Annotated in this window: 16 protein-coding genes; 1 reads left to right on the top strand and 15 read right to left on the bottom strand. The window is 63.0% G+C overall.

The features are described from left to right. Positions 1-69 precede the first annotated feature (69 nt). From rfaD to gyrA, 15 genes are all read right to left on the bottom strand, one after another. Entirely contained in the window at positions 70-1,062 is a 993-nt protein-coding gene (gene rfaD / locus VSR68_RS02095) for an ADP-glyceromanno-heptose 6-epimerase (RefSeq protein WP_342938207.1), read from the bottom strand. A gap of 79 nt (positions 1,063-1,141) precedes the next feature. Next, entirely contained in the window at positions 1,142-2,140 is a 999-nt protein-coding gene (gene rfaE1, locus VSR68_RS02090; protein ID WP_090867960.1) for a D-glycero-beta-D-manno-heptose-7-phosphate kinase, read from the bottom strand. Continuing rightward, positions 2,097-3,509 (bottom strand): UDP-glucose/GDP-mannose dehydrogenase family protein, encoded by a 1,413-nt coding sequence (locus VSR68_RS02085; RefSeq protein WP_342938206.1) that lies wholly within the window; start codon positions 3,507-3,509, stop codon positions 2,097-2,099. Before VSR68_RS02085 ends, rfaE1 begins: the two co-directional genes overlap by 44 nt. A gap of 92 nt (positions 3,510-3,601) precedes the next feature. Beyond that, positions 3,602-4,777 carry a lipopolysaccharide assembly protein LapB gene (lapB, locus tag VSR68_RS02080; RefSeq protein WP_342938205.1) on the bottom strand — a complete coding sequence of 392 codons (1,176 nt, stop codon included), beginning with the start codon at positions 4,775-4,777 and terminating at the stop codon, positions 3,602-3,604. Between the two features lie 53 nt (positions 4,778-4,830). After that, positions 4,831-5,124: a LapA family protein gene (locus VSR68_RS02075; protein WP_087738089.1), complete on the bottom strand. Its 294-nt coding sequence runs from the start codon at positions 5,122-5,124 to the stop codon at positions 4,831-4,833. A gap of 301 nt (positions 5,125-5,425) precedes the next feature. Beyond that, positions 5,426-5,749 carry an integration host factor subunit beta gene (locus VSR68_RS02070; protein WP_342938204.1) on the bottom strand — a complete coding sequence of 108 codons (324 nt, stop codon included), beginning with the start codon at positions 5,747-5,749 and terminating at the stop codon, positions 5,426-5,428. Positions 5,750-5,771: 22 nt separating this feature from the next. Next, entirely contained in the window at positions 5,772-7,502 is a 1,731-nt protein-coding gene (rpsA, locus tag VSR68_RS02065; protein ID WP_342932777.1) for a 30S ribosomal protein S1, read from the bottom strand. Positions 7,503-7,662: 160 nt separating this feature from the next. Next, positions 7,663-8,349 carry a (d)CMP kinase gene (gene cmk / locus VSR68_RS02060; protein WP_342938203.1) on the bottom strand — a complete coding sequence of 229 codons (687 nt, stop codon included), beginning with the start codon at positions 8,347-8,349 and terminating at the stop codon, positions 7,663-7,665. 49 nt (positions 8,350-8,398) lie between these two features. After that, positions 8,399-9,703, bottom strand: coding sequence for a 3-phosphoshikimate 1-carboxyvinyltransferase (gene aroA, locus VSR68_RS02055; RefSeq protein ID WP_342938202.1), 1,305 nt, complete (start codon positions 9,701-9,703; stop codon positions 8,399-8,401). An 18-nt stretch (positions 9,704-9,721) separates the two neighbouring features. Next, positions 9,722-10,696: a prephenate dehydrogenase gene (locus VSR68_RS02050; protein ID WP_342938201.1), complete on the bottom strand. Its 975-nt coding sequence runs from the start codon at positions 10,694-10,696 to the stop codon at positions 9,722-9,724. Positions 10,697-10,747: 51 nt separating this feature from the next. Beyond that, the gene (gene hisC / locus VSR68_RS02045) at positions 10,748-11,860 is read right to left on the bottom strand and encodes a histidinol-phosphate transaminase (protein ID WP_342938200.1); all 1,113 of its coding nucleotides are present in this window, start codon (positions 11,858-11,860) and stop codon (positions 10,748-10,750) included. A 60-nt stretch (positions 11,861-11,920) separates the two neighbouring features. Next, a complete protein-coding gene (gene pheA / locus VSR68_RS02040; RefSeq protein ID WP_342938199.1) occupies positions 11,921-13,003 on the bottom strand; it encodes a prephenate dehydratase in 1,083 nt (360 codons plus the stop codon). Between the two features lie 71 nt (positions 13,004-13,074). Next, complete coding sequence (gene serC, locus VSR68_RS02035) at positions 13,075-14,157, bottom strand: 3-phosphoserine/phosphohydroxythreonine transaminase (RefSeq protein ID WP_342938198.1); 1,083 nt, start codon at positions 14,155-14,157, stop codon at positions 13,075-13,077. Positions 14,158-14,370: 213 nt separating this feature from the next. After that, complete coding sequence (locus VSR68_RS02030) at positions 14,371-14,976, bottom strand: DUF2059 domain-containing protein (RefSeq protein WP_342938197.1); 606 nt, start codon at positions 14,974-14,976, stop codon at positions 14,371-14,373. Positions 14,977-15,092: 116 nt separating this feature from the next. Further along, positions 15,093-17,720 carry a DNA gyrase subunit A gene (gyrA, locus tag VSR68_RS02025; protein ID WP_342938196.1) on the bottom strand — a complete coding sequence of 876 codons (2,628 nt, stop codon included), beginning with the start codon at positions 17,718-17,720 and terminating at the stop codon, positions 15,093-15,095. Between the two features lie 502 nt (positions 17,721-18,222). On the opposite strand from gyrA, the gene ompA reads away from it, so the two are divergent. Further along, on the top strand, positions 18,223-18,870 hold the full coding sequence (gene ompA, locus VSR68_RS02020) for an outer membrane protein OmpA (RefSeq protein WP_342932768.1): 648 nt from the start codon (positions 18,223-18,225) through the stop codon (positions 18,868-18,870). Positions 18,871-18,950: the final 80 nt, after the last annotated feature.

Genomic DNA, 18,950 nt, shown 5'->3' with positions numbered 1-18,950 from the left:
CTCCCTGAAACACCGGCCGGTGACGATCACCGACCGGGAGACTCCAGTGTAGAGAGGCGTACGAACGATTTACACCTGGCCGAATAGCCAACGCACGTAGCGATCGACGCCTTCCTGCACCGTCAGGAACGGCGCATCGTAGCCCGCGGCGCGCAGCTTCGTCTGATCGGCCTGCGTGAAGCACTGGTACTTGCCGCGCAGCGCATCGGGGAACGCGATGTACTCGATCAGCCCGCGCTGCACCAGCTCGGCGAGCGACAGCGCTGGTTCGCCGTCGAGCACGCGCAGCGTGTTGACGACCGTCGAGGCGATGTCGTTGAACGGCTGCGCGCGGCCGCTGCCCAGATTGAAGATGCCCGACTTCTCCGGATGATCGAAGAAATGCAGATTGACCTTCGCGACGTCTTCGACGGAAACGAAATCGCGCGTCTGCTCGCCCGCTGCGTAGCCGTTGTACTCGCCGAACAGCTTCACCTTGCCTTCGGCGCGGAACTGATTGAAGTTGTGGAACGCGACGGACGCCATGCGTCCCTTGTGTGCCTCACGCGGCCCGTACACGTTGAAGTAGCGGAAGCCGACGATCTGGCTCTTCGCGGTCGGCAGCACGCGGCGGATCACCTGGTCGAACAGGAACTTCGAATAGCCGTACACGTTGAGGGGCGCTTCGAACTCGCGCTCCTCGACGAAGCGCGACGAGCCGCCATACGTCGCCGCCGACGATGCATACAGAAACTGCACGCCCTGCGCGAGGCACGCGTCGAGCACCGCGCGGCTATATCGGAAGTTGTTGTCCATCATGTAGCGGCCGTCGGTTTCCATCGTGTCCGAGCAGGCGCCTTCATGGAAAATCGCGCGCACCTTGCCGAAGTCGCCGCGCGCAAAACGCTCGACGAATTCGGTCTTGTCGATGTAATCGACGATTTCGCAGTCGACGAGATTCTTGAACTTGTCGGCGCGCGTCAGGTTGTCGACGGCGATGATGTTGTCTTCGCCGCGCTCGTTGAGCGCCTTGACGATATTGCTGCCGACAAATCCAGCCGCGCCGGTGACGATGAGAGTCATGGTCGTCCTGAGGTGATGAGTGTCAACGGATGCGGAGATGAACCGCGCGCCGTGCTGTGTGAGCCGGCGCGCGGCGATTTCAATGAAAGAGTTCGTCGTAGTCGACGGTGGCCGTGCCGAGCTTGGCGACCACGATGCCCGCTGCGCGATTCGCGAGCGTGACGGCTTCGTCGAGCGGCAGGCCCGCGCCGATCATCACGGCGAGCGTCGCGATCACGGTATCGCCCGCGCCCGACACATCATACACTTCGCGGGCTACAGCCGATGCGTGCAGAATGCCTTCGTCGGAGAAGAGCGTCATGCCCTCTTCGGAGCGCGTGAGCAGCAGCGCGTTCAGGTCGAGTTCGGCGCGCAGCTTCGTCACGCGCGCGAGCAGATCGGCCTCCGACTTCCACTGCCCGACCACCTCACGCAATTCCGCGCGGTTCGGCGTGATCAGCGTCGCGCCGCGATAGCGCTCCCAGTCGTCGCCCTTCGGATCGACCAGCACCGGCTTGCCGGCCGCGCGCGCCTTTTCGATCATCTTCGTGACGTGCGTGAGGCCGCCCTTCGCGTAATCCGACATCAGGATGACGTCGTGCGTCGGCAGCAGCGCGTCGTAGCGCGCGAGGCCCGCGAGCAGCGCTTCGTGCGCGGGCGCCCTTTCGAAGTCGACGCGCAGAAGCTGTTGCTGACGCGACAGCACGCGCAACTTGATCGTCGTCGGCAGTTCGGGATCGCGCTCCAGATGCGGTGCGACGCCGCTATCGCCGAGCAGTTGCACGACGCGCTCGCCCGGCTCGTCATGTCCGACGACACACAGCAAGCCCGCCTGCGCACCGAGCGCCGCGGCGTTGCGCGCGACGTTCGCGGCGCCGCCCAGACGGTCTTCCTGCTTTTGCACGAGCACCACGGGAACGGGCGCTTCCGGCGAGATGCGATTGACGTCGCCGAACCAGTAACGGTCCAGCATCACATCGCCGACAACCAGCACGCGCGCCGCCGCGAGCCGCTCGCGCGCGACGATGCCCACCTCGGGTGCGAGCGCCGCGCCTTCAGGTACGGTCGGAGTCGGATGTAGATTCAGCGGGTCGTGCATAGGGACGTCCAATCGAGTGGTAGTCGATGCCGAGTTCGGCCATCGCGTCGGGTTCGTACAGATTGCGGCCGTCGAAAATCAACGGCGTCTTCAGTTCGGCCTTCATATGCACGAAGTCCGGGCTCTTGAATTCCTTCCATTCCGTGACGATGACGAGTGCATCGGCGCCCGCCAGCGTCTCGTCCTGCGTGCCCGTGAAGTGCAGCCGTGCCTGCTGGTCGGGCACGCCGGCGAGATCGAGCGCAAAGACGCGCTTCGCTTCCGCCGTCGCAACGGGGTCATATGCGCGTACCGTCGCGCCGCGCGCGAGCAGCTGCGCGATTACGCGGCGGCTCGGCGCCTCGCGCATGTCGTCGGTGTTCGGCTTGAACGACAGACCCCATACGGCGAACGTGCGGGCGCTCAGATCGTCGCCGAGCGCGGCCGTGATCTTGCGCACGAGCACTTCCTTCTGCTCGTGATTCACCTCTTCGACGGCTTCCAGAATGCGCAGGTTGTGCCCCATCTCGTTCCCCGTGCGGATCAGCGCCTGCACGTCCTTCGGGAAGCACGAGCCGCCGTAGCCGACGCCCGCATACAGGAAGTGATAGCCGATGCGCGGGTCCGAGCCGATGCCGTGGCGCACGGCTTCGATGTCCGCGCCGACCGTGTCGGCCAGATTCGCGATTTCGTTCATGAACGAGATACGCGTGGCGAGCATCGCGTTGGCCGCGTACTTCGTGAATTCGGCCGAGCGCACGTCCATGTATAGCGTGCGGTCGTGATTGCGGTTGAACGGTGCGTAAAGGCGGCGCATCTTCTCACGCGCCTTGTTGCCGTCAGCATCGTTGTCGATGCCGACCACGATGCGGTCGGGCCGCATGAAGTCGTCGACGGCGGCGCCCTCTTTCAGGAATTCCGGGTTCGAAACGATCGAGAAGCGGTGCTGCACGCTGCCCGCGAGGCCGCGCTTGTGCAGCTCTTCTTCGATGACGGCACGCACGCGCTGCGCGGTGCCGACGGGCACCGTCGACTTGTCGACGATCACCTTGAAGCTGTTCATCGTGCGGCCGATATTGCGCGCCGCTTCGAGCACGTATTGCAGGTCGGCGGAACCGTCCTCGTCGGGCGGCGTGCCCACCGCGATGAACTGGACCTCGCCGTGCGCGACGCTCGCCTCGACATCCGTCGAAAACGTGATGCGTCCCGCCGCGCGCGAACGCGCGATGATCTCGCGCAGACCCGGCTCGTGAATCGGCATGCCGCCGTTATTCAGGATGTCGATCTTGCGTGGGTCCACGTCCAGACAGAAAACGTCGTTGCCGACTTCGGCAAGACATGCGCCTGTGACGAGACCTACGTAACCCGTGCCGATAATGGTGATTTTCATACGCTTTCCGCTAGGTAATGCCGGTTCAAAGTTCGAAACGTCAGTGCTGCGCGACGGCTCCGCGTTCCGCGCCGATGCGCTCGCGGCGCGTGTCAGTTCGACGCCGTGATCGGCTCGACGCGGCGCGGCGCATAGGTTTCCCAACCGCTGCAGCCCGGACACTGCCAATAGAACAGCCGCGCCCGGAAGCCGCAATTCTGGCACGTGTACCGTGGCAGATTCTTGGTCCGCTGACGGATCAGCGTGCGCATCAGTTCCAGTTCGCTGCGGCGCGGCTCTTCGGCCACCGCCTGTTGCGCTTCGAGCAAGCGCGTCATGCCCGCCAGATTCGGCGACTTCTGCATCTGCGTGCGCGCGAGCGCATGCGCGGCCTCGGGGCCCCGCAACGCCGACACGTACTGGTACGCGACGTCGAGCAGATCGTTCGACGGATAGCCGTCGACCCACGTCGTCAGCAGATCGGCGCCCTCTTCCTGCCGGCCGAGCGCTTCGTAGGCCTTCATGATCTTCTCGGCGACGAGCGGCAGATACGCGGGATTCTGCTCCTCGACGCGCCGCCACTCGGCGATCGCCTTGTCGTGATGACCGGCGGCGGCATCGACGTCACCGAACAGGATCGTCGCGCGCACGTTCTGCGGATGCGCCTTCAACGCGAGATCCAGTTGACGCCGCGCCTCGTCGGGCTTCTTCTGCTGGAGCGCTTCCTGCGCGAGTTCGCAATGGAAATGGCCGATTTCCTTGTCGAGCGGCTCGGCGCCCATCGATTCGAGCCGGCGCGCGGTGTCGATCGACTTGTTCCAGTCCTTCTCGATCTGATAGATCGTCAACAGAGCACGTTGCGCGCCTAGCGCGTAGTCGCCCGATTGCAGCGCCTTGAACGTCTCTTCCGCGCGATCCAGCAGGCCGGCCTTCAGGAAGTCCTGGCCGAGTTCGTACAACGCGTGGTCGCGCTCGGAAACGGGCAGATCGGCGCGATTCAACAGGTTCTGATGCACGCGGATCGCGCGGTCGGTTTCGCCGCGGCGGCGAAACAGATTGCCCAGCGCGAAGTGCAATTCGATCGTTTCCGGGTCGAGCTTGACGACTTCGATGAACGCGTCGATCGCCTGGTCCGGCTGTTCGTTCAACAGAAAATTGAGTCCGCGAAAATAGGAACGCGGCAAATTGGCGCTTTCGGAAAGCAACGCCTTGAGGTCATAACGCGCGGCCACCCAACCGAACGCGAACGCGACGGGTATGACGAGCAGCCACCAGAGGTCTAGATCCATGCGAATGTGCGGGAGTGCGAAAGAGGCCGCGTGGCGCACGCGGCGTGTAAGGGCTAGATGAGCGGCGGCATCGGCGGTTCTTCGACGGCGACGGGCGTTTCGCGCGCCACGCGCAGTTCACGCTTGAGCCGGCCGTTTTCCATCCGCAAGCGGAACATCGCCGGCAACGACGACACCAGCCCGGCCAGCAGGCCCACCACGAAGAACGCCAGTCCGATCAGGATCAAGGGCGCCTGCCACGAATATCCGGCGAGGAAATTCAGCGTAGCGCTCTGCGTATTGGACAGTGCAAGCACCAGCAGCAGCACGAACACCAGCACGCGAATCAGCCAGACGATAAATTTCATGTAGTGATCTCTTGACGGCAGTTGCGGGAGGACGCCGGCCAGATGACGCGTCGCGCCACGGTGTATGCCCGCGCCGAAGTGACCCGTATTGTAAATGAACGCCATGACGACTGGCACAGGCGTGCGGATCGTGATGCCTAGCTGTCGTTTAGGGAATGGATACGGCGCACGTTCCAGGCCCGGTGGCGGTCATATTTGACGGGCGAAAAAAAAGCGCCGAAAGGCGCTTTTTCTGGTCAATGCCGTCTGGTGTGGCCATCGGCGAACTTCAACCCGAACTGCATTTTTGCATACAGCCGGCTCAAAGATCGTCGTCCGGCGCTTCGTCTTTCAGAGGCTCGCCCGCTTGACGATCGACGCGTTCACGCAACTCTTTGCCAGGCTTGAAGTGCGGTACGTGCTTCTCGGGCACCAACACCTTTTCGCCCGACTTCGGGTTGCGCCCGACGCGGGATGGACGACGGTTGAGGCCGAAGCTGCCGAAGCCGCGAATTTCGATGCGATGGCCGTTGGCCAGAGCGTCCGACATCGCATCGAGCATCGTCTTCACCGCGAAATCCGCATCCTTGAGGACAAGTTGCGGAAATCGCGTAGCCAGCTGGGCGACCAATTCCGATTTGGTCATACTGCAGCAGACCCCTTAAGGCTTACTGGTTCTGGCCGTCGAGCTTGGCCTTCAACAGCGCGCCGAGGTTCGTCGTGCCGCTTGCCGCCGAGCTGCTGTCAGCTTGCAGGCCGCGCATCGCTTCCTGCTGCTCAGCCGAGTCCTTCGCCTTGATCGACAGGTTGATGCCACGCGACTTGCGGTCGATGTTGATGATCATCGCATTGACCTTGTCGCCTTCCTTCAGCACGTTGCGAGCGTCTTCCACGCGGTCTTGCGCGATTTCCGAAGCGCGCAGGTAGCCTTCGACGTCAGCCGTCAGCTGAACCACTGCACCCTTCGCGTCCACCGTCTTGACCACGCCGTCGACGATCGAACCCTTGTCGTTCATTGCAACGAAGTTGCTGAACGGGTCGCCTTCGAGCTGCTTGATGCCCAGCGAAATGCGTTCCTTCTCGACGTCGATGCCGAGAACGATCGCTTCCACTTCGTCGCCCTTCTTGTACTTGCGAACAGCTTCTTCGCCCGTTTCGCTCCACGACAGGTCCGACAGGTGAACCAGACCGTCGATGCCGCCAGGCAGACCGATGAACACGCCGAAGTCGGTAATCGACTTGATGGCGCCCTGGATCTTGTCGCCCTTCTTGAAGTTGCGGCTGAAGTCGTCCCACGGATTCGGCTTGCACTGCTTCATGCCGAGGCTGATACGGCGGCGGTCTTCGTCGATTTCGAGAACCATGACTTCGACTTCGTCGCCCAGCTGGACAACCTTCGACGGCGCAACGTTCTTGTTGGTCCAGTCCATTTCCGACACGTGGACGAGGCCTTCGATGCCCGATTCGACTTCAACGAACGCACCGTAGTCGGTGATGTTCGTGACCTTGCCGAACAGACGCGTGCCCGACGGGTAGCGGCGCGAGATGCCTTCCCACGGATCGTCGCCCAGTTGCTTGATACCGAGCGAAACGCGGTTCTTTTCCTGGTCGAACTTGAGGATCTTCGCGGTGACTTCCTGGCCAACCGACAGCACTTCGCTCGGGTGACGCACGCGACGCCATGCGATGTCGGTGATGTGCAGCAGGCCGTCGATACCGCCGAGGTCCACGAACGCGCCGTAGTCGGTGATGTTCTTGACCACGCCTTCGACGATCGCGCCTTCCTTCAGCGTCTCGAGCAGCTTTGCGCGCTCTTCGCCTTGCGTCGCCTCGATGACGGCGCGGCGCGACAGCACGACGTTGTTACGCTTGCGGTCCAGCTTGATGACGCGGAATTCCAGCGTCTTGCCTTCGTACGGCGTCGTGTCCTTGACGGGGCGCGTGTCGACCAGCGAGCCCGGCAGGAACGCGCGGATGCCGTTGACCATGACGGTCATGCCGCCCTTGACCTTGCCCGTGATCGTGCCCGTCACGAGTTCGTTGTTGTCGAGGGCCTTTTCCAGCGACAGCCACGAAGCGAGACGCTTCGCCTTGTCGCGCGACAGGATCGTGTCGCCATAGCCGTTTTCCAGCGCGTCGATCGCGACGGAAACGAAGTCGCCCGCCTGCACTTCTACCTCGCCCGCGTCATTCAGGAACTCTTCGAGCGGGATGTAGGCTTCGGACTTGAGACCAGCGTTCACAACGACAAAGTTGTGGTCGACGCGCACGACTTCGGCGGAGATCACTTCGCCAGCGCGCATGTCCTGCTTGGTCAGCGACTCTTCGAACAGAGCCGCAAAAGATTCGGTATTCGGGGTAGAGGTTTGCAGGTCGGACATAAAAATCTGAATTTGCATGGTTCTCGCAGCGTCAGGTGAACCACCACGGTTCAGCACTACGGCAAAGGAGCGAAAGCCATACGGGGTTAAGGGTTAACATTCGCTTCGCGCCTGGTTCATACCCAGCGACGAAGCACCTACACGACAACAAAAACAACTTCGATGCGAACTGCCGCTTTCAGTTCTGCGGAGCCAGCTCCCGGTACCATTGCACCACCTGTTCGACCGCCTGGTCGATCGACAGTGCCGAGGTATCGAGCAGCTGCGCATCGGCTGCGGGCTTGAGCGGCGCGGCTTCACGCTTGCTATCGCGCTCGTCGCGTTCACGCAAATCCCGAAGCAAGTCATCCATATTAGCAGAAAAACCTTTTTGGATCAATTGCTTATGCCGACGGGCCGCGCGCGCCTCGACGCTCGCCGTCAAAAACACCTTCAGCAAGGCGTCAGGAAAGATCACAGTGCCCATGTCGCGGCCGTCCGCGACTAGGCCGGGCTGCTTGCGAAAAGCCCGCTGACGGGCCACCAGCGCGGTCCTGACGGGTGCGTGGACGGCAATCGCCGACGCCCGGTTGCCGACTTCCTCGGCGCGGATTTCCGTCGACACGTCGACGCCGTCCAGCTGCGCAATGCCCTCGCGAAAGGTGATATGAAGATCGCCGACCAGTTTTGCAAGCGCCTCAGCGTCGGTGGCGGCGATGTGGTAGCGCACGCTGGCGAGCGCCGCGAGCCGGTATAGCGCGCCGCTGTCCAGCAGGTGGAAGCCGAGTTCGGCGGCTACCAGCGCGGCTACCGTGCCTTTGCCGGATGCGGTCGGGCCGTCGATCGTGATGACGGGCGTCTGGTGGAAGGGACGTGTCGGTTTCATCTAGAAAGTCGCCCGTCGAAACGGGCGGCGGATGTTGTCGGTGCGAGGGTCAGGGTTGAGCGAGCGCAAGGAAGCGCTCGAAATAATCGGGGAACGTCTTGCCGACGCACTTCGGATCGTTGATTCGTACGGGCACGCCGCCCAGGCTCACCAGCGAGAAGCACATCGCCATCCGGTGATCGTCGTAGGTGTCGATTGCGGCATTCGGGGTCAGTTTTTCGGGCGGCGTGACGACGAGGAAATCCTCGCCTTCCTGCACTTTCGCGCCGACCTTGCGCAGCTCCGTCGCCATCGCGGCGATCCGGTCGGTTTCCTTCACGCGCCAACTCGCGATATTGCGCAGCGTCGACGTGCCGTCGGCGAACAGCGCCGCTACGGCGATCGTCATGGCCGCGTCGGGAATCAGGTTGAAGTCCATGTCGATCGGGTCGAGCTTGCCGTGGTCGTTGCCGACGCCGCGCACCTCGATCCAGTCGTCGCCCATCGTGACGTTCGCGCCCATTTTCGTGAGCGCCGTCGCGAAACCGACGTCGCCCTGGATGCTTGCGCGGCCCACGCCTTCGACGCGCAGCGGCCCGCCGCCCAGCGCGCCCGCCGCGAGGAAGTACGACGCCGACGACGCATCGCCCTCCACCATGATCTTGCCCGGCGACTGATAGCGCACGCCGTTCGGAATCGTGAAGCGCTCCCAGCCGAGCCGCTCGACCTTGATGCCGAAACGCGCCATCAGCGCAATCGTGATCTCGATATAGGGCTTCGAAATCAGTTCGCCCGCCACTTCGACGACCGTCTCGCCGCTTGCCGTCCTGACGAGCGGCAGCGCCATCAGCAGCGCCGTCAGAAACTGGCTCGACACGTCGCCGCGCACGCGGATTGGCGCGTCGACGGCAATTTGCGCCGGACGGATGCGCAGCGGCGGAAAGCCTTCGTTCTCTTCGTAATCGATCTTCGCGCCGATCTGACGCAGACCGTCAACCAGATCGCGGATCGGCCGCTCGTGCATGCGCGGCACGCCGTGAATGCGGTAATCGCCGCCGTTCACCGCGAGCGCGGCCGTCAGCGGCCGCACGGCCGTGCCCGCGTTGCCGAGGAACAGATCGGCGCGCGCCGCCGGCAGCGCACCGCGCGTGCCCGTGACGACGCAGGTGTCGCCGTCGCGTTTGAGCTTCACGCCGAGCTTTTCGAGCGCATCGAGCATCACGCGCGTGTCGTCGGAATCGAGCAGATTCGTAATCGTTGTCTCGCCCTCGGCCAACGCCGCGAGCAGCAGCACGCGGTTCGAAATGCTCTTCGAGCCGGGCAGACGGACCGTGCCGGACGCACCGGAAAATGGTCCGAGATCGAGATGTTCCATGTGAATTCCAGTGTCCAGTTATTTCGACGCGTCGTCGGTTGCGGAGCGCGCGGGCGACGGCTGTTGCGACGTTTGTTGCGACGAAATCGCGCGCTCCTGCCACTCGCTGCGTGCCGAGCGCGAGCGCGCGAACACGGCTTCGAGCGCCGCGCCGTCGCCGGCTTCGATCGCCGTGCGCAGACGCGCCAGCACGTCCGTATAGCCGTCGAGTTCGTCAAGCAGCGCCGCACGGTTCGCGACGCACACGTCGCGCCACATTTCCGGGCTCGACGCGGCGATCCGGGTGAAGTCGCGGAACCCGCCCGCCGCGAACGAAAACTTCAGCGCGGCGTCGGGTGAATTGAGAATCTGCTCGACGAGCGCGAACGACAACACATGCGGCAAATGGCTGACCGACGCGAACACGCGATCGTGCTGCGCAGGTGACATCGCGTGCACGCTCGCCCCCGTCGAGCGCCACATAGCGGCAACACGTTCGACGGGCGCCGGCGCATTCTCCGGCAATGCGCACAGGACGACGTTGCGGTTCACATACAGGTCGGGCAGCGCCGCATCGACGCCGCTCGATTCGCGGCCCGCGATCGGATGTCCGGGAACGAACTGGCCGATGCGCTCGCCCAGCGCCGCGCGCGCTGCAGCGACGACATCGGACTTCGTGCTGCCGGCATCGGTGACGATCGTCGACGGATCGAGAAACGGCGCGATGCGTTCGAGCAAAGGCTGCGTCTGGGCGACGGGCGCCGCGAGCAGAACCAGATCGGCGCCCTCTAGCGCGTCGCGCAGCGCGGCGTCGTCGGCGAGGGCTGCGCTCGCATCGATCACGCCCAGCTCCAGCGCGCGTTGCGTCGACGCCGCCGAGCGTCCCACGCCGATCACGCGGCGCGCACCGCCCACGTCGGTGCGTTCACGCAGCGCGCGAGCGAGCGATCCGCCGATCAGCCCGACGCCGAAAATCACCAGTTTGTCGAAAGAGAACGCTGCCACGTCAGTCACAGAAAAAAACGCGCCTCGCACTCGATGAGGCGCGTGGATTGCATTGAACGCTCAGGCCGTCGCCAGCGTCTTTTCAAGCGCGGCGATGAACGCTTCGTTTTCCTCGGGCAGGCCGATCGTCACGCGCAGCCACTGTGGCAAGCCGTAACTGCCCACGGGCCGCACGATCACACCCTGCTTCAGCAGCTCGAGATTGACGCGATTGCCCGCGCTGTCGTCGTCGCCGACGCGCACCAGCACGAAGTTGCCGTCCGACGGCACGTACTCGAGACCCAGCTTGTCGAACGCTTCCGTCAGCCGGCGATAGCCCTGTGCATTCAGGTCCGCGCTCTTCTGCAGGAAAGGCTTGTCGTTCAGCGCGGCTATCGCGGCCGCTTGCGCCAGCGTATTCACGTTGAACGGCTGACGCAGACGGTTCATCAGATCGGTCAGCTCCGGCTGCGCGATCGCGAAACCGACGCGCAAGCCCGCAAGACCAAACGCCTTCGAGAACGTGCGCGACACCAGCAGATTCGGATAGCGGCGCACCCACGCGATCGAGTCGTAGCGCTTGTCCGCGCTCAGGTATTCCGTGTACGCCTCGTCGAGCACCACGGCGACGTGGCGCGGCACCTTCGACAGGAACGCTTCGAACTTCGGACCGTCGATGAACGTGCCCGTCGGATTGTTCGGGTTCGCGACGAAAACGAGCCGCGTGTCGTCGGCGATCGCGGCCAGCATCGCGTCGAGATCATGGCCGTACTTCACGGCGGGAACGACGATCGCGCGTGCGCCCAGGCCTTGCGTCGCGAGCGCGTACACGGCGAACGAATATTGCGAGTAGACGACCGACTGGCTCTTCTCGACGAACGCGTGCGCGGCCAGTTCGAGGATGTCGTTGCTGCCGTTGCCGAGTGTGATCCAGTCGGCGGGCACGTCGTAGTGCGCGGAGAGCGCCGCCTTCAGTTCGAACGCATTTGCATCCGGATAGCGGCCGAGTTCGCTCGCCGCCTGCGCCATCGCCGTCTTCGCGGAATCCGGCATGCCGAGCGGATTCTCGTTCGACGCGAGCTTCACGATGCGCGCTTCGTCCAGCCCGAATTCACGCGCGACTTCCGAGATCGGCTTGCCAGCCACATAAGGCGCGATCGCGCGAACGTAGGAAGGACCGAAAGACGTTGTCATAAGGCTCTCCGGATAGCTCTGTCCAGGTGTGTTGGTTGGATCGGAATCGAACGCGGCGTATCAGCGGGCGCGCGGATACGAGCCGAGAATCTTCAGGAAGGCCGCTTTCTGGCCGAGTTCGGCAAGCGCGGCCGCAACGGGCGCATCGTCGCGATGGCCTTCGACGTCGATGTAGAAGTAGTACTCCCACGTGCCGACGCGCGCCGGACGCGACTCGAAGCGCGTCATCGACACGCCGTGCCGCGCGAGCGGCTCCAGCAGCTTGAACACGGCGCCGGGTTCGTTCGCGACCGACACGATCAGCGACGTCTTGTCGTAGCCGCTCGCGCCCGTCGGCTCCTTGCCGATCATCACGAAGCGGGTGCGGTTGTGCGGGTCGTCCTGGATCAGCGCATAGGTGACTTGCAGACCGTATTGGGTTGCCGCGCGATCGCCGGCGATGGCCGCGATGGTCGGATCTTCCGCCGCCATCCGCGCGGCTTCGGCGTTGCTCGACACCGCCTGGCGCTCGACATGCGGCGCATGCGCGGACAGCCAGCGCTGGCACTGCGCGAGCGCCTGCGCGTGCGCGCATACGCGGGTCACGCCCGTTAGCGCGCCGTCGAGCGTCAGCAGATTGTGGTGGATCGGCAAAGCAAGTTCGCCACCGATCACCAACTGCGTTTGCAGCAGCAGATCGAGCGTGCGCGATATCGCGCCTTCCGTCGAATTCTCGATGGGCACGACGCCGAATTCCGCGCCACCCGCTTCGACCGAGCGGAACACTTCGTCGATCGACGAACACGGCAGCCCTTCGATCGACTGGCCGAAGTATTCGTGCATCGCCTGTTCGCTGTAGGTGCCCGCCGGCCCGAGGTACGCGGCCGTGAGGTTCTTTTCCAGCGCACGGCTCGCGGCCATGATTTCGCGCCAGATCGCGCCGATGTGCTCGCCGGCGAGCGGGCCCTGGCTCATGTCCTGAAGACGCGCGATCACCTGCTGCTCGCGCTCCGGACGAAACACGGGCGCGTTGAAATGCTTCTTCACCTCGCCGACTTCGAGCGCGACGGCGGCGCGTTGATTCAGCAACGCGATGAGCTGCGCGTCGATCGCGTCGATCCGGTCGCGCAGCGGTTTGAGTTGGGAATTGAGTTCGTCGTCCATGCGTCTAAAGGGCCGCTTCGGGTCCTGTATGGGCCAGTTCGGAAAGGATGCGCGCGCCGTGTCCCGGAGGATCACGCGGTGCGCTGTTCGAATTCCCTCATGTACTCGACAAGCGCTTTGACGCCTTCGAGCGGCACCGCGTTGTAAATCGACGCCCGCATGCCGCCGACGGACTTGTGGCCCTTCAGCTGCACCAGCCCGCGCGCTTTCGCGCCGGCCAGGAAATCTTCATTGCGCGACTCGTCGGCGAGGAAGAACGGTACGTTCATCCGCGACCGCGCGTTGCGCTCAACCTTGTTCAGATAGAAGCGGCTCGAATCGATCGTGTCGTACAGCAGCTTCGCCTTCTCGACGTTGCGTGCCTCGATCGCCTTCAGACCGCCCTGCTTCTTCAACCACTTGAACACGAGCCCCGCGACGTAGATCGCGTATGTGGGCGGCGTGTTGTACATCGAATTGTTCAGCGCGACCGTCTTCCACTCGAACGCCGACGGACAGATGGTCATCGAACGGTCCAGCAGGTCTTCGCGCACGATCACGACGGTCACGCCCGCCATGCCGATGTTCTTCTGCGCGCCGCCGAACAGCACGCCGTATTTGGCGATGTCCATCGGGCGCGACAGGATGTGCGACGACGCGTCCGCGACGAGCGGAATGTCGCCGAGATCGGGAATCTCGAACGTCTCGACGCCGTGAATCGTTTCGTTCGTGCAGAGGTGCACGTAGGCGGGATCGTCGGACAGCTTCCACTCGGCGCGCGGCGGCACGCGCGTAAAGCCTTCGGGCGTTTCGCCACTGGCGGCCAGATTCGCCGCGCCGTATTTCTGCGCTTCCTTGAACGACTTCTGCGACCACGAACCGGTCACGACGAAGTCGGCGCGCGCCTTGCGGCCCATCAGGTTCATCGGCACGATGGCGTTCTCGCCGAGCCCGCCGCCTTGCAGGAAGAGAATCTGATGGCTGGACGGCACCTGCAGCAACTCGCGCAGATCGGTCAGCGCCTCTTCGTGGATCGTCATGAACTCTTTGCCGCGATGGCTCATTTCCATCACGCTCATGCCGCTGCCGCGCCAATCGAGCATTTCGTCGGCTGCCTGGCGCAGCACGTCTTCGGGCATGGCCGCCGGACCGGCGGAGAAATTGAACACGCGCATCGTGAGAACCCCGAAAGGCAGGCGCACGGCATGGAAAAGAACCGGAAACCGCGCCTGAAAGAAAATGGCCGTCTGCGCGCAAGCGCAAACGGCCATTATCGCATTGACGCTCAAAACCCGCCAAACGGCGGCGATTCAAGGGGATTCAACGAATTCCTTCGACCACCGCCTGTGTCACGCGCTTCGGACGTCGTTCAGCCTCGTTCGACCTGCTTACTTCGCCGGCTTGACGGAAGCGACTTCCTTGTCGGCCTGGTCGCGCGTCGCCTTGATCGATTGCGGCATGTACTTCTGCATCAGACCGTTCACCACGTCGCGGCCAACCTGATCCTGAACCTGGATGAACTTGCGACCCGTCGGGCTCTTGTAGAACGTCGTCAGGTCCTTGATTTCCTGCACGCTGTAGTACTTCGCGTATGCGTCGTACTGAGCTTGCATCGCGTCCTGCTTGAACGCGTCCGTTGCGAAGACCTGGCCCGCCGAGTCAACCAGCTTCGGCACGGCGTTCTTCTGCAGCGCCGGGACGGAAGCCTGCTTTTGCTTGTCCGTCATCGTCTTGTTTTCCGACAGCGCGTCCGACAGGATCGCCGGAACCAGTTGCTTCGCCTGCATCTGCGCGCTGTTGCCGATCGCGCCGACCAGCTTCTGCGCGTCGATCGCATCCAGCAGATCCTTGATGGCGGCTTGCTTCGCGGGGTCGACCGGGGCAGCGGCAGCCGGGGCAGCCGGAGCCGGCTGCTGGTTTTGCAGCGCTTGCGCCATCGCCAGGGTCGGCACGAAAGCGGCCAGAACCATCAACTGCTTGAATCGTTTTTGCATCACTACTCCCTATGAGAAATTAATCTAACTGGTTTGCCGCGCAGGCGGCGCATCGGCCCGATGCGCCCATGTGGCCCGCGCGGTCACACGCATGACTTGAGAAGCTTCGGTGCAGATCAGGACGCTTCGCCGTTGGTGTCGCCTGCTTCGTCGGCGGAAGTGTCGGCGTCGCCGTCCACGTCAGCTTCCGCTTCGGCAATCTGTTGCAGACCGGAAAGCTTGGTGCCTTCATCAAGGCTGATGAGTGTAACACCTTGCGTTGCACGGCCCATTTCTCGAATTTCCGACACACGCGTACGGATCAGCACGCCCGTGTTGGTGATCAGCATGATCTGCGATTCCGGATCGGCCAGCGTCGCGGCGACCACCTTGCCGTTGCGCTCGGACGTCTGGATCGCGATCATGCCCTTTGTGCCGCGGCCGTGGCGCGTGTACTCCGTGATCGGCGTGCGCTTGCCGTAGCCGTTTTCCGTTGCCGTCAGCACCGACTGCTGCTCGTCGCCGGCCACGAGCAGCGCGATCACCTGCTGGCCATCTTCGAGTTGCATGCCACGCACACCGCGCGCTTCGCGGCCCATCGGACGCACGTCGTTTTCGTCGAACCGGACCGCCTTGCCCGAATCCGAGAACAGCATCACATCGTGCTCGCCGTCGGTGATCGCCGCGCCGATCAGGTAATCGCCGTCATCCAGACCGACCGCGATGATGCCCTTCTTCAGCGGACGGCTGAACTGTTCGAGCGGCGTCTTCTTGACGGTGCCGAGCGCCGTCGCCATGAAAACGAACTTGTCCGCCGAAAATTCCTTGACGGGCAGAACGACCGTGATCTTCTCGCCTTCCTGCAACGGGAACATGTTGACGATCGGACGACCGCGCGAGTTGCGCGAGCCCTGCGGCACTTCATAGACCTTCAGCCAGTAGACGCGGCCGCGATTCGAGAAGCACAGGATGTGATCGTGCGTGTTCGCGATGAAGAGCGTGTCGATCCAGTCGTCGTCCTTCATCTGCGTCGCCTGTTTGCCGCGACCTCCGCGCTTCTGGGCGCGATATTCGGACAACGGCTGCGATTTCACATAACCGGCATGCGACATCGTCACGACCATGTCCTGCGGCGTGATCAGGTCTTCGGTGTTCAGCTCCGTCGCGTTCATTTCGATCTTCGAGCGGCGTTCATCGCCGAATTCGCTCTTGATCGACGTGAGTTCGTCGAAGATGATCGCAGTTATGCGCTCCGGGCGCGCCAGGATGTCCAGCAGGTCGGCGATCTGCGCCATCACGTCGCGGTACTCGCCGATGATCTTGTCCTGCTCCAGACCCGTCAGGCGTTGCAGGCGCATCTGGAGAATTTCCTGAGCCTGCGTGTCCGACAGACGGTAGAGGCCGTCGGCCTGCATGCCGTACGCGGGGTTCAGCCCTTCCGGGCGGTACGCCGCGCGGCCGCCGGACGACGCCGCGTCGGATTCCGCGCGCTGCAGCATGTCGCGCACGATCGTCGAATCCCACGTGCGGTCCATCAACTCCTGCTTCGCGATCGGCGGCGTGGGCGCGGCCTTGATGAGCGCGATGAATTCGTCGATGTTGGCAAGCGCCACGGCGAGGCCTTCGAGCACGTGACCGCGTTCGCGCGCCTTGCGCAGTTCGTATACGGTGCGCCGCGTCAGCACTTCGCGACGATGCGACAGGAAATGCGTGAGCATTTCCTTCAGGTTCAGCAGCTTCGGCTGGCCGTCGACCAGCGCGACCATGTTCATGCCGAACGTGTCCTGGAGCTGCGTTGCCTTATAAAGATTGTTGAGAATCACCTCAGGCACTTCGCCGCGCTTCAGCTCGATCACGACGCGCATGCCGCTCTTGTCGGATTCGTCGCGAATATCCGAAATGCCTTCGAGCTTTTTCTCATTCACCAGCTCGGCGATCCGCTCGAGCAGCGAGCGCTTGTTCACCTGATACGGCAGCTCGTCGACGATGATCGCCATGCGCTGACCGCGGTCGATCTCTTCGAAGTGCGTCGCGGCGCGCATCACCACGCGCCCGCGGCCTGTGCGATAGCCGTCGCGCACGCCGGCGACGCCGTAGATGATGCCCGCCGTCGGAAAATCGGGCGCGGGCACGATCTCGATCAGCTCGTCGACCGTCGATTCCGGATTTTTCAGAAGATGATGGCAGGCGTCGACGATTTCGCTCAGATTGTGCGGCGGAATGTTCGTCGCCATGCCCACGGCAATACCCGACGAGCCGTTGATCAGCAGATTGGGAATGCGCGCGGGCAGAATGGACGGCTCGTTCTCGCTGCCGTCGTAGTTCGGCTGGAAGTCGACCGTTTCCTTGTCGATGTCGGCGAGCAGCTCGTGGCCGATCTTCGCCATGCGGATTTCGGTGTAACGCATCGCCGCGGCGTTGTCGCCGTCGACTGACCCGAAATTGCCTTGTCCATCGACGAGCATATAGCGCAGCGAAAAATCCTGCGCCATGCGCACGATCGTGTCGTATACAGCCGAGTCGCCGTGCGGATGGTATTTACCGATCACGTCGCCGACGATACGCGCCGATTTCTTGTATGCCCGATTCCAGTCGTTGTTCAGCTCGTGCATCGCGTAGAGCACGCGCCGGTGAACCGGCTTCAGACCATCGCGGACATCGGGAAGCGCGCGCCCTACGATCACGCTCATCGCGTACTCGATATACGAGCGGCGCATTTCCTCCTCTAGGGAGATTGGTAGAGTCTCTTTGGCGAATTGATCCATTGTCCGTATCGTTTACGCGCGAAGACGATGAGGGACACGCGTTTTTCGCCTCACCGCTTGGGCCTACCCCTATGCGTCTGCGAGCGCAGCGCATCACGCGATTCTAACATGCGGCGCAACCGCTCCCGACGACGTGCGTATACCTATTAGTGGGACACGCGAAAACAGCACCTGGAAGCGCCTCGCGCGCGCCATGGCCGGGCCCGGAAAATGCTCCCCGCCAAGCCGCGCCGAACCGCCTCCAGTGGGCTCCAGGCGAACTTGGCACCTTTTGTTGCGCATGAACCACATTCCACCGGGCGTATCTGTAGGGGGAGGATTTTTTTATCGTCGGAAGGGAACGATATGGCAAAATGCGAACGCACAAAGTTAGACACTGCTCGAAGTCTACACACAGCGTCTTTTGTTCCGCACCGATGTTATACTTCGAGCAATGTATGACTGGTCTTCGTCAACAGGCTCGCAGTAAACCTGCGGTAATCTCAATTTCGAGAGGAGAAATATGAATAAACTTTCAAAGCTCGCGTTCATTGCAGCTACCGCAGTTATGGCTGCATCCGCTTCGGCACAGTCGGTGCCGGCGTCGCGACAAGCCACGAACGACAACTGGGTGAACGGCACCGGCGAATACGTGTGGATGAACGGCACGAACGAGCTTTGCTGGCGCGATGCGTTCTGGACGCCGGCAACGGCTAACGCAAAGTGCGATGGCGCACTGGTCGCACAAGCACCGACCCCGCCGGCTCCGCCGCCGGCAGCTCCGGCTATCACCAGCCAGAAGATCACGTATCAGGCTGACGCCCTGTTCGACTTCGACAAGGCAATCCTGAAGCCGGCCGGCAAGGAAAAGCTGGATGACCTGGCATCGAAGATCGGCTCCCTGAACCTGGAAGTCGTCGTGGCCACGGGCTACACCGACCGCATCGGTTCGGACAAGTACAACGACCGTCTGTCGCTGCGTCGTGCACAAGCTGTCAAGGCATACCTGGTCAGCAAGGGCATCGAAGCCAACCGCATCTACACGGAAGGCAAGGGCAAGCGCAACCCGGTCACGACGGGCTGCAACCAGAAGAACCGCAAGCAACTCATCTCCTGCCTCGCACCGGATCGTCGCGTGGAAGTCGAAGTTGTCGGTACTTCGAAGCAGTAAGCTACAAATTACCGCAGTGTCAAAGCCCCGCTCAGCGGGGCTTTTTTTATGGCGTTTTGCACGCCCTCCGACGGGCGCCT

Origin of the sequence: Paraburkholderia phymatum (assembly GCF_038900715.1) — a bacterium.
GTDB classification, from domain to species: Bacteria; Pseudomonadota; Gammaproteobacteria; order Burkholderiales; family Burkholderiaceae; genus Paraburkholderia; species Paraburkholderia phymatum_A.
The sequence above is the reverse complement of the archived record's forward strand: the minus strand, read 5'-3'. Positions and strand labels throughout refer to the sequence as shown.

What these genes read in the sequence shown, in the direction of transcription:
- rfaD (WP_342938207.1), bottom strand. Translation starts at nt 1,062, where the DNA reads ATGACTCTCATCGTCACCGGCGCGGCTGGATTTGTCGGCAGCAATATC.
- rfaE1 (WP_090867960.1), bottom strand. Translation starts at nt 2,140, where the DNA reads ATGCACGACCCGCTGAATCTACATCCGACTCCGACCGTACCTGAAGGC.
- VSR68_RS02085 (WP_342938206.1), bottom strand. Translation starts at nt 3,509, where the DNA reads ATGAAAATCACCATTATCGGCACGGGTTACGTAGGTCTCGTCACAGGC.
- lapB (WP_342938205.1), bottom strand. Translation starts at nt 4,777, where the DNA reads ATGGATCTAGACCTCTGGTGGCTGCTCGTCATACCCGTCGCGTTCGCG.
- VSR68_RS02075 (WP_087738089.1), bottom strand. Translation starts at nt 5,124, where the DNA reads ATGAAATTTATCGTCTGGCTGATTCGCGTGCTGGTGTTCGTGCTGCTG.
- VSR68_RS02070 (WP_342938204.1), bottom strand. Translation starts at nt 5,749, where the DNA reads ATGACCAAATCGGAATTGGTCGCCCAGCTGGCTACGCGATTTCCGCAA.
- rpsA (WP_342932777.1), bottom strand. Translation starts at nt 7,502, where the DNA reads ATGCAAATTCAGATTTTTATGTCCGACCTGCAAACCTCTACCCCGAAT.
- cmk (WP_342938203.1), bottom strand. Translation starts at nt 8,349, where the DNA reads ATGAAACCGACACGTCCCTTCCACCAGACGCCCGTCATCACGATCGAC.
- aroA (WP_342938202.1), bottom strand. Translation starts at nt 9,703, where the DNA reads ATGGAACATCTCGATCTCGGACCATTTTCCGGTGCGTCCGGCACGGTC.
- hisC (WP_342938200.1), bottom strand. Translation starts at nt 11,860, where the DNA reads ATGACAACGTCTTTCGGTCCTTCCTACGTTCGCGCGATCGCGCCTTAT.
- pheA (WP_342938199.1), bottom strand. Translation starts at nt 13,003, where the DNA reads ATGGACGACGAACTCAATTCCCAACTCAAACCGCTGCGCGACCGGATC.
- serC (WP_342938198.1), bottom strand. Translation starts at nt 14,157, where the DNA reads ATGCGCGTGTTCAATTTCTCCGCCGGTCCGGCGGCCATGCCCGAAGAC.
- VSR68_RS02030 (WP_342938197.1), bottom strand. Translation starts at nt 14,976, where the DNA reads ATGCAAAAACGATTCAAGCAGTTGATGGTTCTGGCCGCTTTCGTGCCG.
- gyrA (WP_342938196.1), bottom strand. Translation starts at nt 17,720, where the DNA reads ATGGATCAATTCGCCAAAGAGACTCTACCAATCTCCCTAGAGGAGGAA.
- ompA (WP_342932768.1), top strand. Translation starts at nt 18,223, where the DNA reads ATGAATAAACTTTCAAAGCTCGCGTTCATTGCAGCTACCGCAGTTATG.